Annotated in this window: 11 protein-coding genes; 8 read left to right on the top strand and 3 right to left on the bottom strand. The window is 64.8% G+C overall.

Features of this window, described 5'->3' with window-relative positions; translation table 11 throughout:
• Window positions 1-68 precede the first annotated feature (68 nt).
• Window positions 69-938, bottom strand: a complete 870-nt coding sequence (locus ACFFWD_RS39540; RefSeq protein ID WP_376974809.1) for an MBL fold metallo-hydrolase — start codon at window positions 936-938, stop codon at window positions 69-71.
• 31 nt (window positions 939-969) lie between these two features.
• Entirely contained in the window at window positions 970-2,181 is a 1,212-nt protein-coding gene (locus ACFFWD_RS39545; protein WP_376974810.1) for an ABC transporter substrate-binding protein, read from the bottom strand.
• Between the two features lie 161 nt (window positions 2,182-2,342).
• Here ACFFWD_RS39545 and ACFFWD_RS39550 point away from each other — a divergent pair, with 161 nt between their 5' ends.
• The 3 genes from ACFFWD_RS39550 to ACFFWD_RS39560 are packed head-to-tail and all read left to right on the top strand — an operon-like array spanning window position 2,343 to window position 4,432.
• Entirely contained in the window at window positions 2,343-3,044 is a 702-nt protein-coding gene (locus tag ACFFWD_RS39550; protein ID WP_376974811.1) for a TetR/AcrR family transcriptional regulator, read from the top strand.
• The gene (locus tag ACFFWD_RS39555; RefSeq protein WP_376974812.1) at window positions 3,022-3,582 is read left to right on the top strand and encodes a carboxymuconolactone decarboxylase family protein; all 561 of its coding nucleotides are present in this window, start codon (window positions 3,022-3,024) and stop codon (window positions 3,580-3,582) included. Before ACFFWD_RS39550 ends, ACFFWD_RS39555 begins: the two co-directional genes overlap by 23 nt.
• A 1-nt stretch (window position 3,583) precedes the next feature.
• Window positions 3,584-4,432, top strand: a complete 849-nt coding sequence (locus ACFFWD_RS39560; RefSeq protein ID WP_376974813.1) for an SDR family NAD(P)-dependent oxidoreductase — start codon at window positions 3,584-3,586, stop codon at window positions 4,430-4,432.
• A gap of 105 nt (window positions 4,433-4,537) precedes the next feature.
• On the opposite strand, the gene ACFFWD_RS39565 is transcribed toward ACFFWD_RS39560, so the two are convergent.
• A complete protein-coding gene (locus tag ACFFWD_RS39565; RefSeq protein ID WP_376974814.1) occupies window positions 4,538-5,521 on the bottom strand; it encodes a LysR family transcriptional regulator in 984 nt (327 codons plus the stop codon).
• A 181-nt stretch (window positions 5,522-5,702) separates the two neighbouring features.
• On the opposite strand from ACFFWD_RS39565, the gene ACFFWD_RS39570 reads away from it, so the two are divergent.
• The 5 genes from ACFFWD_RS39570 to ACFFWD_RS39590 all read left to right on the top strand — a co-directional run bounded on the left by ACFFWD_RS39570 (window position 5,703) and on the right by ACFFWD_RS39590 (window position 12,680).
• A complete protein-coding gene (locus tag ACFFWD_RS39570; RefSeq protein WP_376974815.1) occupies window positions 5,703-6,635 on the top strand; it encodes an ABC transporter permease in 933 nt (310 codons plus the stop codon).
• A 50-nt stretch (window positions 6,636-6,685) separates the two neighbouring features.
• Window positions 6,686-7,708 (top strand): sugar ABC transporter substrate-binding protein, encoded by a 1,023-nt coding sequence (locus ACFFWD_RS39575; RefSeq protein ID WP_376974816.1) that lies wholly within the window; start codon window positions 6,686-6,688, stop codon window positions 7,706-7,708.
• Window positions 7,709-7,873: 165 nt separating this feature from the next.
• Window positions 7,874-10,012, top strand: a complete 2,139-nt coding sequence (locus ACFFWD_RS39580; RefSeq protein ID WP_376974817.1) for an ABC transporter permease — start codon at window positions 7,874-7,876, stop codon at window positions 10,010-10,012.
• Window positions 10,012-11,133, top strand: coding sequence for an SMP-30/gluconolactonase/LRE family protein (locus ACFFWD_RS39585; protein ID WP_376974818.1), 1,122 nt, complete (start codon window positions 10,012-10,014; stop codon window positions 11,131-11,133). The genes ACFFWD_RS39580 and ACFFWD_RS39585 overlap by 1 nt, the downstream gene beginning before the upstream one ends.
• Complete coding sequence (locus tag ACFFWD_RS39590) at window positions 11,130-12,680, top strand: sugar ABC transporter ATP-binding protein (RefSeq protein ID WP_376974819.1); 1,551 nt, start codon at window positions 11,130-11,132, stop codon at window positions 12,678-12,680. The genes ACFFWD_RS39585 and ACFFWD_RS39590 overlap by 4 nt, the downstream gene beginning before the upstream one ends.
• Window positions 12,681-13,313 lie beyond the last annotated feature (633 nt).

Here is a 13,313-nt window from a genome sequence, read left to right on the forward strand (position 1 = left end):
CCGACTACGTGCCGATCTTCCTCAAAAATCGCTTGCATCTCGCGGGGCGTCCACAGATGAGTACAGCCCTACTCCTCGAACCTGAATCGAAACGCGTCGCCATGGGTGACCACGCGGCCTGCGGTCGGGGCGGGGAAGTGGCCGGTCAGCAGGTAGCTCGGCGTGTCCGCCAGCTCCTCGAGCAGTGCGACGCGCGTTGCGAGCGCCGCGGCGGGATCGATATCGGCAGCGTTCGACAGCCACGGTGCGGCGCACTGGATCGGGTGGTGGATCACGTCACCCGACATCACCGCATGATCGTTGCCACCATTGAGGTGGATTTGCATGTTGCCGACGGTGTGGCCCGGCGCCGGCGCAAAGCGCAAACCGGCGTCGCGGTCGTCGAACAGGCGGTGATCGGTTTCGACGAACTCGGCCTGTCCCGCCGCGACCACCGGCAGCACGGAATCGGCAAACGAGCCGTGGTTGACCGGCGACTTCGGATTCGCGTTATGCGCGGCGTCCCAGTGCTCGAACTCGGTCCGCCCCATCAGATAGCGCGCCTTCGGAAAGGTCGGCACCCAGCGGCCGTCGATCAGGCGGGTGTTCCAGCCGACGTGATCGACGTGCAGATGCGTGCACATCACGAAGTCGATTTCCTCGGGCCGCACGCCGAGCGCAGCCATGTTTTCCAGATAGGGCTGGTTGAGCATATTCCACGCCGGCACCCGCGGCCGCTGCTTGTGATTGCCGCAGCAGGTGTCGACGATGGCGGTCCAGCGCGGCGTGCGGATCAGATAGGAGTGGTGGCTCAGGATGAAGCGGCCGGTCTCCGGCTCGATGTAGCGATGATCGAGCCAGCTCCGGTTGGCCGCGATCACCTCGTCTGTGACGTTGGCGAACAACCATGTCTTGTCGAAGGCAAGCGAGGGGATTTCGACCAGGCGGTCGATCCGCATGCTGCCGATCCTGACCTGCCGCATCGGATGATCAGTTCTTGATGAGGTCGCCGAACGGCACCCAGCGCGTGCCGTCGTAGCGAATGAGCTGGAGGCTCGTCATCGGCGTGTAGCGCTCCGGCGAATTGTTCACGGCGGTGCCGTTGATCAGCATCGGCAGGCGCACGTCCTTCAGGCTGGTCGCCTGCTTGATCACGTTGGCGCGGGTGAGGTCGTTGCCGGCGGCCTTCAGCACCGACACGAGCGTCTGCGCGATGGTGTAGCCATAGACATTGAGCCAGTCGCTCTTGTTGGCGTCGGGCAGGTACTTGTCCATGAAGGCGGCCCATTCCTTGTAGCCGGCATCGTCCTTCAGCGCCGGATCGGTCGAGTCCTTCAGATACTGGCTGGAGATCACGCCGGTCGCATTGTCCTTGCCGGCGGGTTCGAGCACGCCGCTGATCGAGGCCGAGACATTGGAGATGATGGTGGTCGGCTTCCAGCCGATCTCGCCGATCCTGCGGATCGCCTGTGCCGCGAATTTCGGCGTCGCCGCGACCAGCACCACGTCGGCGCCGCTGCTCTTCAAGAGCAGGATCTGCGTGTCGACGGTCGGTGCTGACGTCTCGTAGGGCGCGCGTGCGACGATGGCTTCGCCGCCACCAAGGCCTTCTTCCAGCGCCTTCAGATAATCCTTGCCGAGGTCGTCGTTCTGGTAGAGCACCGCGACCTTGGCATTCGCGTGGCTTGCCTTGATGTATTTGGCGTAGGCGAGGGCCTCGTCGCGATAGGTCGGCTGCCAGCCGACGGTCCACGGAAAGTTCTTCGGATCGTCCCATTTCGCCGCGCCCGAGCCGAGGAAGAGCTGCGGCACCTTCTTGTCGTTGAGATATTTGTGCACGGCACTGTTGGTCGGCGTGCCGACGCCGCCGAAGATCAGGAGCACCTCGTCGCTTTCGATGAGGCGCCGCGTCTGCTCGACCGTCTTCGGCGGGCTGTAGGCGTCGTCGGCAATGATCATCTGGATGCGCCGGCCGTTGATGCCGCCGTCGTCGTTCACCTTGCGGAAATAGGCCTCCGCGGATTTCGCGATCTGCGCGAAGGCGGAGACCGGGCCGGAGAGCGGCGCGGTGGTGCCGATCCTGATCGTCTTGTCGTCGGCGCCGGGGTCGTATTTCGCGCCTTGCGCCAGGGAGGGGACGGCGGCGAACAGCGGCAGCAGGATCGAGGCCGCGTGCAGGTGTGAGCGGACGAAGTGCGCCATGACGTGAACTCCCCAAGATTGCTCTCCGCCTCTTCGGGAGCGGAGTTGAAACGCGAGACCTTTGCCTGCCGCCGGATACGGCCTTCGACGTCGCCATCATCGCCAGACGAACGATCGTTCGTACGGTTGACTAGCGAACGATCGTTCGTTAGTCAAGGCGCATGGCGATGTCCCCATCCAGCGCGGCCGAGGCGGCCGGGCCCTCCACCCGCGAGCGTATCCTCGCCGAGGCGCTCAGCCTGTTTGCGCAATCGGGCTATGGCGGCGCCTCGATGCGCGAGCTGGCGCGCCGCGTCGGCATCCGCGAAAGCAGCCTCTACAATCACTTTCCCGGCAAGGCCGCGATCCTCGAGGCGATTGTCAGCGAACATGGCCCGGCGAGCTCGGCCGACCGGTTGGAGGAGCCGCGCTACCGGCAGCTCGCGCGGCAGCCGGCCGCGTTCTGCCGCCAGTTCGCGCTCGATCTCGTCGGGCAATGGTCCGATCCGCGCGAGCATCAGTTCCAGAAGGTGATCACCGCCGAGCGCAACCGCGTGCCCGGCATCCGCGCGAAATTCGCCGACCACTTTTATGCGCGCGAGCAGAGCCTGATGACCGACTATTTCCGCGGCTTCGCGCTGGCCGGCCTGATCTCGACCACGGATCCGCGCGAGGCGGCGCGGCTGTTCGCGGCGGGCCTGATCTATATCCGCCTCGAGCACTACGTGATGGGCGCGCAGCCGTCGCCGCGGCCGCAGGTGATCGAGGCGATCGACCGCTATCTTGCCTTCTTCCTGGCGCTGATCGCTGCATGGGACGAAGACCAGTCCGACAAGAAACAACGAAAAAAGGGAGAGACGCGTGGCAAGGCTGCCCCTGATTGATCCGGAGACGACAAGCGGAGACATCCGCGCCGCGTTCGACCGCATGCCGGTCAAGCTCAACATCTTCCGCATGATGGCCCATGCCGAGGCCAATGCGATCCCGCTGATGCGGCTCGCCAATTCGATCCTGCACAAGCAGAAGCTGTCCGCCGTCAACCGCGAGCTGTTGATCCTGCAGGCCGCACAGCTCGAAGGCGGCACCTATGAATGGCGCCAGCACGTGCCGATCGCGCTCGGCGTCGGCGTCACGCAGGCGCAGATCGATGCGGTAGAGCGAGCCGACTATGGTGCTACCGCGTTCAACGAGGCCGAGCGGGCGTTGCTCGTGTTCGGCCGCGAGGTCGTCGAGAAGGTGCGGGTCGGCGACGCCGCCTTTGCCGGTATGCGAAAGCACTTCAGTGATCAGGAGATCGTCGAGGCGATCGTCGCGCTCGGCTTCTACATGATGATGGCGCGCCTCACCGAGGCGACCGAGACCGATCTCGACCCGGCGGCCGGCATGGCCGTGTTCGACAGCGGCAAGAAGCGGAGCAGTTGAGATGTCGGAGAGCGCGCCCGACAAGCCGGAGCGTTATGTTCGTCCATTGAGCGCGGAGTCGTCAGGCGCCGCACCGGGCAGGGGGCGTCTCAATGGCCGCCGCATTCTGGTGGTCGGCGGCGGCCAGCGTGTGTTTGATGCGGCGACGGATCCGATCGGCAATGGCCGTGCCATGAGCCTGTTGTTCGCGCGCGAGGGCGCGCATGTCGCGGTCGCCGACCTCAACCGTGCCTCGGCCGAGGATACGGTGGCGCGCATCGCGGCCGACGGTGGTCGTGCGTTCGCGATCGCGGCCGATGTGACCTCGGAAGCCGATGTCGTCAGGATGATCGACGAGGCGCACCAGACCATGGGCGGGCTCGACGGCATGGTGTTGAATATCGGCACGTTCGGCAAGACCGGGCTCGACAGCCTCACGCCCGAGGAGTGGAACCGGATCTACGACGTCAACGTCCGCGGCCCGATGCTGTGCTGCCGTGCAGCGCTGCCGAAGTTCGACAATGGCGGCTCGATCGTCTTCATCTCCTCGATCGCGGCGCTGAAGGCGGGATCGCAGATGGCAGTCTATGATTCCTCCAAGGCCGCGCTCGGCGGGTTGATGCGCAACATCGCGCATCTGGGCGCGCGGCGCGGCATCCGCGCCAATCTGGTCTATCCCGGGCTCGTCGACACGCCGAACGGCCGCGAGGCCGGCGCCGGCCGCCCGTCGCGCGGCAAGGGCCACGTTCCCTTCGGCCGCCAGGCCACCGCCTGGGAGATTGCCTACGCAGTGCTGTTTTTCATGTCGGACGAGAGCGTCTACGTCGCCGCGCAGACGCTCGCGGTCGACAGCGGCCTGAGCGGGATGTGAGCCAGAGCTTCGGTTCTGACTGAATCAGAACCGAAGCTCTAGATTCTTGTTTTGACGCGTTTTCTTCACGCGAACCGGTATCCACTTCGCTCGAAAACGCTCTCGCTATTCCGCGGCGAGGCTTGCCGGAATCGGCGGCCGACGCTTCGCGGTGCGGCCGTTCCTGCGTCCGAGATGCCTCGGCCCCAGCGTCGAGGCGGCCGCCCGCAGCTGCTCGCGCAGCCACTGGTTGGTGGTGTCGCTCTCGGCGGTTGCATGCCAATACAGATAATTGATGTGTGGGCTGATCGGGAACGGGCAGGGGAACTGCTGCAGCAATCCCGGCTGGTCCAGCAGCGACGCCGCGCTCTCGGATGCCGTCAGCAGCATGTTGTTCCGGCTCACGACATGGCAGGCCGTCGTGAAATTCTGGCATTGCAGGCGGACGTTGCGCTTGATGCCGAGCCGCTGGAACTGGAAGTCCTCGAACGACAGCCCGCTGCGCCGCGACGTGACGCAGACATGCTCCATCCGCAGATATGTCTTCTTGTCGAGCCGCGCGCCGAGCTCGGGATGATCGCGCCTTGCGAACACCGCGATCCGCTCGGTCAGGATCTGCTCGCGCCGCACCTCGGTCGAGAGCGGCAGCAGCGTGTCGATCGCGACATCAAGCGTGCCGGCGGCGAGCTCGCGCTCCAGATTGTTGCGCTCGCAGCGCACGGTCGCGATCTCGACCAGCGGCGCCGCGGTGCTGATCCGGTTGACCAGCGCGCTCAGCACCGGCGCCTCCAGATTGTTGCGTAGGCCGATCACGAACCGCTTCGGCGTCCTGGCGGGATCGAAACGGTTGGTCTGGGTCAGTGCGGTCTCGAGCCCGTTGAGCGCCTGGCGCACGGTGGTGATGATCTGGCGTGCCAGCGGCGTCGGCGTCATCACATGGTGGCGGCGCACGAACAGGGGATCGTTGAACATGACACGCAGGCGGCCGAGCGCGTGGCTGACGGCAGGCTGGGTCAGGTTGAGACGGAAGCAGGCGCGGCTGACGCCGCCCTCGGAATAGATCGCGTCGAACACGACGAACAGGTTCAGATCGATATCGCGTACATGCATGAATCTGATTGATCCGTATCCGTCGAATGCATTTGACGAATACTAATTCGCGCTCTTAAAGTCTCAAGCAAAATAATATCTGGAGGAAATGATGAGCGGGCCATCGCCTTCTCGCGGACTCGCTGTCCCAGCGGCATCGGCTCGCAGTTCGGTCTTCGCCAAGCCCAGCCAGGAGCAGATCGTGCTGCTGATCACGGTCGCGCTCCTGATCGTGTTCGGCCTCACGCTGAACGGCTTTGCCACCGTCTCCAATCTCTTGAATTTGTTGCGGAGTATTTCCATCCTCGGCGTGCTCGGCCTCGGCATGGGGCTGATCGTGATCAGTCGCGGCATCGACCTCTCCGAGGTCGCGATCATGGCGGGTTCCTGGTCGATCGCGCTGATCGAAATGCAGAACGGCATGCCGGTGTTTTCGGCCGTGCTGCTCGCGCTTGCGATCGCGGTTTTGATCGGCGCCATCAACGGCGTGATGGTCGCTTTCGTCGAGGCGCCGGCGCTGTTCGTGACGCTGGCCGCGGGCTTCGTGATCTATGGCCTGGCGTTCTGGCTGGCGCCGGCCTGGGTGGTCTATGCGCCGAAGGATGCGCCGGGGCTGATGTATCTCGGCGCCGGCCGCCTGTTCGGCGTCCCGGTTCCGATCATCGTATTCGCGGTTTGCGCGATCGCGATGCACCTGTTCCTGTCGCGCACCTCGATCGGCCGCTTCATCTACGCCCAGGGCGACAATCCGGAGGCCGCGCGGCTGTCCGGCGTCGCGCTGCGGCCGCTGATCGTGCTCGAGCACGTGCTGGTCGCGGTGCTCGCCTGGATCGCCGGCTTCGTCTGGGTCGGGACAACCGGCAGCATGCAGATGGCGATCACGCAGGGCACCATGATCTTCGATGTCGTGCTCGTCGTCGTGATCGGCGGCATCAGCCTGATCGGCGGCCGCGGCAGCGTGTTCAGCGTCGTGGTCGGCTGCGTCCTGATCGGCACCTTGCTCAACGCCTTCACCATCATGGACGTCAACACTGAGGTGCAGAACATCATCAAGGGTGTGGTGCTGCTGGCGGCGATCGTGCTCGACAACTGGCTGCATCCCCGCGACGAGGAGACTGCGCGGCAGGGCGACTGACGCGCCGGCAATAGAAAATCAAACAAAAGAATATCTTTGTGGAGGAGACGATGAAGACGACGAAGTTGTGGACGATCCTGCTCGGAGGCCTCACGCTGGCCGCGTTGCCCCTGGTGGCCTCGGCGCAGGAAGAAGGCACTAAGACAGCGCGTGAACTGCGCGCCTCCTACGACAAGGCGCTGCAGGGCAAGACCATCGCCTATCTGCCGATCGCGCTCGGCGTGCCGCTGTCCGACGAGTGGGGCCGCGTGGTCCAGGAGGAGGCCGAGTGGCGCGGCATGAAGTACGTCGTCCGCGATCCCAACAACAATCCCTCGGCGATGCAGCAGGCGCTTACCGCGCTGGTCGACCAGAAGCCCGACGTGCTGATCGTGCAGAACCCGAGCGTCACGCTCTTGATGAAGGATCTCAAGCGCGCCGAGAGCCAGGGCACGCATGTGATCCAGATCAACATGTCCTCGAACTACAAATCGGGCGCCTTTGTCGGCGCCGACTGGCGCGAGATCGGCAAGATGCTGGCGACCGAAGTGGTCAAGGTCTGCGGCACCGGTTCCGGCAAGTCCGGCAAGATCCAGATCGTGCAGGGCGAATTGACCGCGGCCGCCAGCGTCGACCAGGTCGGCGGCATCATGGAGGTCCTCAACAAGGACTCCAACATCAAGGTGGTCTCCAACCAGGCGGCGAACTGGGACGCCAACACCGCGCTCAACGTCACCGCGACCGTGATCCAGCAGCATCCGGATCTCTGCGCCTCGATCGGCTTCTGGGGCATCATGGAGTCGGGCGCCGCGCAGGCGATCCGCAACGCCGGCAAGATCGACGACGTCAAGGTGTTCGCCTCCGGCGAGGGCTCGCAGCTCGATTGCGACCAGGTCAATTCGGGCAATTTCTACAAGTTCCTGAGCTACAAGGCGACCGAGCAGGGCCACGATCTGATGCTGGCAGCGCAGACCCTGCTGATGACCGGCGACAAGCCCGGCACCCGCAACCTCGAATATTACACGCGGCCGAGCTGGCTCGATAAGAGCAACGCGTCGGGCGCCAACTGCTTCGCGCTGCCCAAGAAGAACTAACAAAGGCGCGGCAGCCGGCGCGGGCACGTCCGCGCCGGCTGTACCTAAAGCGTTTTCGAGCGAAGTGGGTACCGGTTCGCGTGAAGAAAACGCGTGAAAACAAGAATCCGGAGCTTCGGTTCTGATTCAATCAGAACCGACAAATGCTCCGGGGAGTGCTTGGCGATGTCGATGGCGATCGATTCCTTTGCCGCATCGGTGCGGCGGTTCTCACCCCGGCTCTTGCTGTCCGAGCTCCTGCTCAAGCAATGGTTCGAGCCGGTCGTCCCCTTCACCGTGATGATCGGGCTGTGGACCTATTTCGCGCTCACGATTCCGGACTACGCCTCGGTGCAGAACTCGGTGTCGCTGCTTAGACTGTTCGCCGAATTCGGCTTCGTTGCGCTTGCGATGGGCTTCTGCCTCGTCACCGGCGGCATCGACCTCTCCGTCGGCGCGATCTTCGCGCTGTGCAATTTCGCCGCGCTCTATTTCCTGTTGGTGCGCGAATGGCCGGTCGGCCTCGTCGTGCCGGCGACGCTTCTGGTCGGCGCGCTGCTCGGCAGCATCAACGGCTTTTTGATCGGCTTCCTCAAGACGCGGCCGTTCCTCACCACGCTGGTGACGCTGATCATCCTGCGCGCCTCGGTCAATCTGCTGAACACCTCCTACGCGCAGGTGTTCGCCACCAACTCGGTCGACAGCGACGCCTGGGACTTCATCGGCGGCGGCAGCGTGCTCGGCATTCCCGTCAATGCGGCAACGCTGTTCGTAGTGCTCTTGGTCTGCCACGTCTTCCTGTCGCGCTCGCGCTATGGCTGGCATCTCACCGCGATCGGCGCGAGCCGCAAGGCGGCGCGCCACGCCGGCATCCGCGTCCGGTTGATGCTGTTCATGACCTATGTGCTGTCGGGCACGCTGTGCGCAGCGAGCGGCATCTTCTACGCCGCGCGGCAGGCTTCGACTGACTCGACCACGGGCGTTGGCTGGGAATTCCAGGCGCTCACCGCCGTGGTGCTCGGCGGCGTTTCGCTCGCCGGCGGCAAGGGCACGGTATGGCGGGCGATGATCGGCGCGCTGATCATCTTCCTTCTCATCAACGGCCTCGTGCGCATGGGCATCCCGGGCTACGTCACCTCGGCGGTGACGGGCTTGATCCTGCTCGCCGCCGTCGGCATCGACGTCAAATGGTCGAAGAACCGCGGCAAGGCGATTCAGAAGATCTATGTGAATCCAGCGTTTGTGCCGCTGGCGTCGGCGCCGTCGGTGCAGCCGGGGGCGGCCTCGCCCTATGCGCAGAATGATCGCCTGATCAACGCGCAGGCGATCGGCGTCGACCAGGTCGAGGGTCCGGAGGACGTCATCGTTGATCGCCAGGGCCGCGTCTACGGCTCGACCCGCGACGGCAATGTGATCCGCTTCTCAGGACCGAATTTCGAGACCCGCGAGGTGTTCGCCCATATCGGCGGCCGGCCGCTCGGCATGCAGTTCGATCGCGACGAGAATTTGATCGTCGCGGTCGCGGGCATGGGCGTCTATGGCGTCGCGCCCGACGGCCGCATCTTCAAGGTCACCGACGAGACCAACCGCACCTGGTACAAGCTCAACGACGATTCCCGCCTGCGCATGGCCGACGACCTCGACATCGCGCCCGACGGCAAGATCTATTTCAGCGACTGCACCACGCGCTACGAGATGACGACCAACACCCTCGACATCCTCGAGGGCCGGCCGAACGGCCGCGTGGTCTGCTACGACCCCGCGACCAAGACCACGCGCACGGTGATCAACCACTTCTATTTCCCGAACGGGGTCTGCGTCTCGCATGACGGCAAGTCGGTGCTGATTGCCTCGACCTCGCTGTGCAAGGTCTTCCGCCACTGGATCGAGGGCCCGAACAAGGGCCGCACCGAGATCCTGATGGACGAGCTGCCGGGTAACCCCGACAACATCAACCGCGCCTCCGACGGCACCTACTGGCTGGCGCTGGTCGGCATCCGCACGCCGACCTTCGACCTCGCCGCGCGCAAGCCCGGCTTTCGGCTCCGCATGGTCAAGCAGGTGCCGACCGACGAGTGGCTGGCGCCCGCGCTCAACCATGGCTGCGTGCTGAAGTTCAACGAAAAGGGCGAAGCGCTGGAGTCCTGGTGGGACCCGACCGGCATCTCGCATTCGACCCTGACCTCGATGCGCGAGCACAAGGGTTATCTCTATCTCGGCGGACTCGAGAACAACCGGATCGGCCGCATCAAGCTCGACGGCGTCGACGAAAGCTGGACCGGCTACGATGCCTATTGGGGCGCGAAGAGCAGGGTGACGAAGTAATGGGCCTGTTCGATCATCTGTTGCGCGATATCAGAAGCGTCGTCGACCGCGACGGCGGCCAGAACGCGATCCCGCCGCTCGACGGCGCGCTAAGCCCCAACGACCGGCTCGACACCGCTGTCCCGATCGGCGAGCCGCTGCCCGGCGTCGACGACGTGATCGCCGCCGGCGACGGCACCGTCTATGTCTCGGCCGGCCGGCGCGTGCTCAAGCTCTCCCGCAGTGATCTCTCGACCCGTACGCTGGTCGCCGAATTCGAGGATGACGCCGGTGGCCTGGCGCTGCATCCGGACGGTCGCTTGCTGGTCTGCGTCGCGGGCAGGGGCCTTGCGGCGATCGATCCGGCCAAACCCGATCCGCACTGGCTCGAAACCGCCGACGGCCGCGCGTTCGCAGGGCTCTTGTCGGTGACGGCCGCGCCCGATGGCCGCATCTATGCTGTCGAAGGCAGCACCGGCCGGCGTCCCGGCGATTGGCGCCATGATCTCATGGAGAAGCGGTCCAACGGCCGCCTCGTCACCTGCGGGCCGGGCCTCGACAATCCGCAGGTGCTGCTGCGCGACCTGGCATATCCTTATGGCGTCGCCGTCTCCGCCGACGGCAAGGGCCTGTGGCTGACCGAGAGCTGGGCGCACCGGCTGAACCGGTTTGTACTCACGAGCACCGGCCTCGGCGCAGGCGAGGTCGTCGCCGCCAACATGCCGGGCTACCCGGCGCGGCTGCATCCGGACGGGCATGGCGGCTTTCTGCTCGGCATCTTCGCCCGCCGCACCCATCTGATCGAGTTCGTGCTGAAGGAAGACGATTTCCGCGAGGAGATGATGGCGACGATGCCGCCGGACCATTGGGTGGCGCCGGCGCTTGTCGGCGGCAGCGATTGCCTCGAGCCAATGCAGATTGGCGGGGTGAAGGCGCTCGGCATCCAGAAGCCGTGGGCGCCGCCGCGCTCCTATGGCCTGCTCGTGCATCTCGATGCCGAGGGCGATGCGACCGACAGCCTGCACAGCCGCGCCGGCGGCCGCTTCCACGGCATCACCGCGGCCTGCGCAACAAAAAGTGGCGTCGTGATCGCCGCCCGCGGCGCGGGCCGCTTGCTGCTCACTACCGGAGATCTGCGATGAACGACGGAGTCGTCCAGACAGCCCCGACTGCCAGCGCCACTGATCAAGCCGCGGCCCGCGAACCGGTGCTGCGCATCGTCAACGGCTCCAAGATCTATGGCGGCGTGCACGCCATCGAGGGCGTCAATTTTGATCTCTATCCCGGCGAGGTCCATGCGCTGGTCGGCGAGAACGGCGCCGGCAAGTCGACCTTGTGCAAGGCGATCGCCGGCGCGATTGGGCTCACCTCCGGCGACTATCTGCTCGACGGCAAGCCTGCCGATTTCGAGCAGCCGCGCGACGCGCTCAACGCCGGCATCTGCATGGTCTATCAGGAGACCAGCCTGGTGCCGACCATGACGGCGGCACAGAACATCGAGCTCGGCAACGAGAAACTGCTGACGCGCTTCCGCACGCTCAACATCCAGGCCCAGCAGCTGCTGCAGTCGCTCAACTTCCACGTCGATCCCGCAACGCCGGTCGCACTGCTCGGCACCGCCAAGAAGCAGATGGTCGAGATCGCGCGCGCGATCTACAACAAGGCGCGCATCATCATCTTCGACGAGCCGACCGCGAGCCTGACCCCCGAGGAGATCGTCCACTTCTTTCATCTGGTGCGCGACCTGCGCGCCCGCGGCGTCTCGATCATCTACATCTCGCATGCGCTGGAAGAGTCGTTGCAGATCGCCGACCGCATCACCGTACTGCGTGACGGCAAATTGGTTATCACGGCGCCCGCCAAGACACTGACCCGTGAAGCGCTGGTGCAGCACATGGTCGGCCGCGAGGTGGCGCAGGCCGTCTATGGCCGCAAGGAGAAGACGCACCAGCGCCGCGAGAAGGTCCTGACCGTCGAGAACGTCACCATGGGCATGGCGGTCAAGAACATGTCGTTCTCGGTCTATGCCGGCGAGGTGGTCGGCATCGCCGGCCTGATCGGCTCGGGCCGCACCGAGATCGCCAAGGTGATCTATGGTGCGCTGAAGCGCAACCTCGTCAACGGCGGCACCATCCGGCTCCGCGGAAAGCCGATCCGCTACCGCGTGCCGCGCCAGGCCATCAATGACGGCATCGCATACATCACCGAGGACCGCAAGGCCAACGGCTTCTTCGAGACCATGGTGGTCGACGACAACGTCTATATCGGCAGCCTCGCGACGCGGCTCGGCTGGAGCTTCCTGCTGTCGCGCGCCAGGCGCAGCAAGCTTGCAAACTACTGGGTCGAGCGCCTCAAGATCAGCGCGTTGCAGCGGAAAGCGAAGATCATCGAGCTGTCGGGCGGCAACCAGCAGAAGGTGGTGCTGGCGAAAACGCTGGTGCAGGATCCCTCGATCATCATCTTCGACGAGCCGACCCGCGGCGTCGACGTCGGCACCATCCCGCATATCCATGCCGAGATCCGTAGGCTTGCGGACGAGGGCAAGGCGGTGGTCGTGATCTCGTCCTATCTGCCGGAGATCCTCGCCGTCTCCGACCGCATCCTGGTCGCCCGCACCGGCCGCATCGTCGCCGAATTCGACGCCGCGGATGCGACGCAGGACAAGATCCTGTACGCGGCGGTGCATTGAGGGCCTGCAAGCCGGCTTTCCCCTGTCATTGCGAGGAGCGAAGCGACGAAGCAATCCATATCTCCGCTTGCGGCGCCATGGATTGCTTCGCTTCGCTCGCAATGACGATTTGGGGATCAGTTTTCGTAGGGTGGGCAAAGGAGCGTAGCGACGTGCCCACCATCAAGGGCACGGCCAGGAATGGTGGGCACGTTTCGCTTTGCCCACCCTACGGCGCGGCGCGCCTTGCCACTGATTTGCCCAACGGCGCAAGCCCCCGGCGTAAAAATATTTCGGTTTTCCGGAATTACAACTCAGTGTATGACTCCGCGGTCCCACCCGAATGAGGGGCGGCTCGCGATCGTCACGAACGTGGTGTGGGATGCGGTGGACGCGGAATGCGCAACTGACGAGTGCGTGTGAAGCGGACGGCGAAGTCGTGTGGTCCTGACGCCCCAGTGGCTGGTGTCTCTTCGCAAGACGCGAAACGTCCTGCGAAGACGGTGGCAAAAAAGCCCGGTCTCACCGGGGAGAGCACGAAGGAAACCGTAAAACCATCGTGCAGGGAAGGCCGGGATGTCTCCGGTTTCACCTGTCCTACCCCTGTGCTTTTTGTTGCACAGGGCCCATGGGTGCGATCGGCACCCGGCTTTC

It is taken from the genome of Bradyrhizobium erythrophlei (assembly GCF_042430365.1).
Taxonomy (GTDB): Bacteria; Pseudomonadota; Alphaproteobacteria; order Rhizobiales; family Xanthobacteraceae; genus Bradyrhizobium; species Bradyrhizobium erythrophlei.

What these genes read in the sequence shown, in the direction of transcription:
- ACFFWD_RS39550 (WP_376974811.1), top strand. Translation starts at nt 2,343, where the DNA reads ATGGCGATGTCCCCATCCAGCGCGGCCGAGGCGGCCGGGCCCTCCACC.
- ACFFWD_RS39580 (WP_376974817.1), top strand. Translation starts at nt 7,874, where the DNA reads ATGTCGATGGCGATCGATTCCTTTGCCGCATCGGTGCGGCGGTTCTCA.
- ACFFWD_RS39575 (WP_376974816.1), top strand. Translation starts at nt 6,686, where the DNA reads ATGAAGACGACGAAGTTGTGGACGATCCTGCTCGGAGGCCTCACGCTG.
- ACFFWD_RS39540 (WP_376974809.1), bottom strand. Translation starts at nt 938, where the DNA reads ATGCGGATCGACCGCCTGGTCGAAATCCCCTCGCTTGCCTTCGACAAG.
- ACFFWD_RS39590 (WP_376974819.1), top strand. Translation starts at nt 11,130, where the DNA reads ATGAACGACGGAGTCGTCCAGACAGCCCCGACTGCCAGCGCCACTGAT.
- ACFFWD_RS39560 (WP_376974813.1), top strand. Translation starts at nt 3,584, where the DNA reads ATGTCGGAGAGCGCGCCCGACAAGCCGGAGCGTTATGTTCGTCCATTG.
- ACFFWD_RS39545 (WP_376974810.1), bottom strand. Translation starts at nt 2,181, where the DNA reads ATGGCGCACTTCGTCCGCTCACACCTGCACGCGGCCTCGATCCTGCTG.
- ACFFWD_RS39565 (WP_376974814.1), bottom strand. Translation starts at nt 5,521, where the DNA reads ATGCATGTACGCGATATCGATCTGAACCTGTTCGTCGTGTTCGACGCG.
- ACFFWD_RS39585 (WP_376974818.1), top strand. Translation starts at nt 10,012, where the DNA reads ATGGGCCTGTTCGATCATCTGTTGCGCGATATCAGAAGCGTCGTCGAC.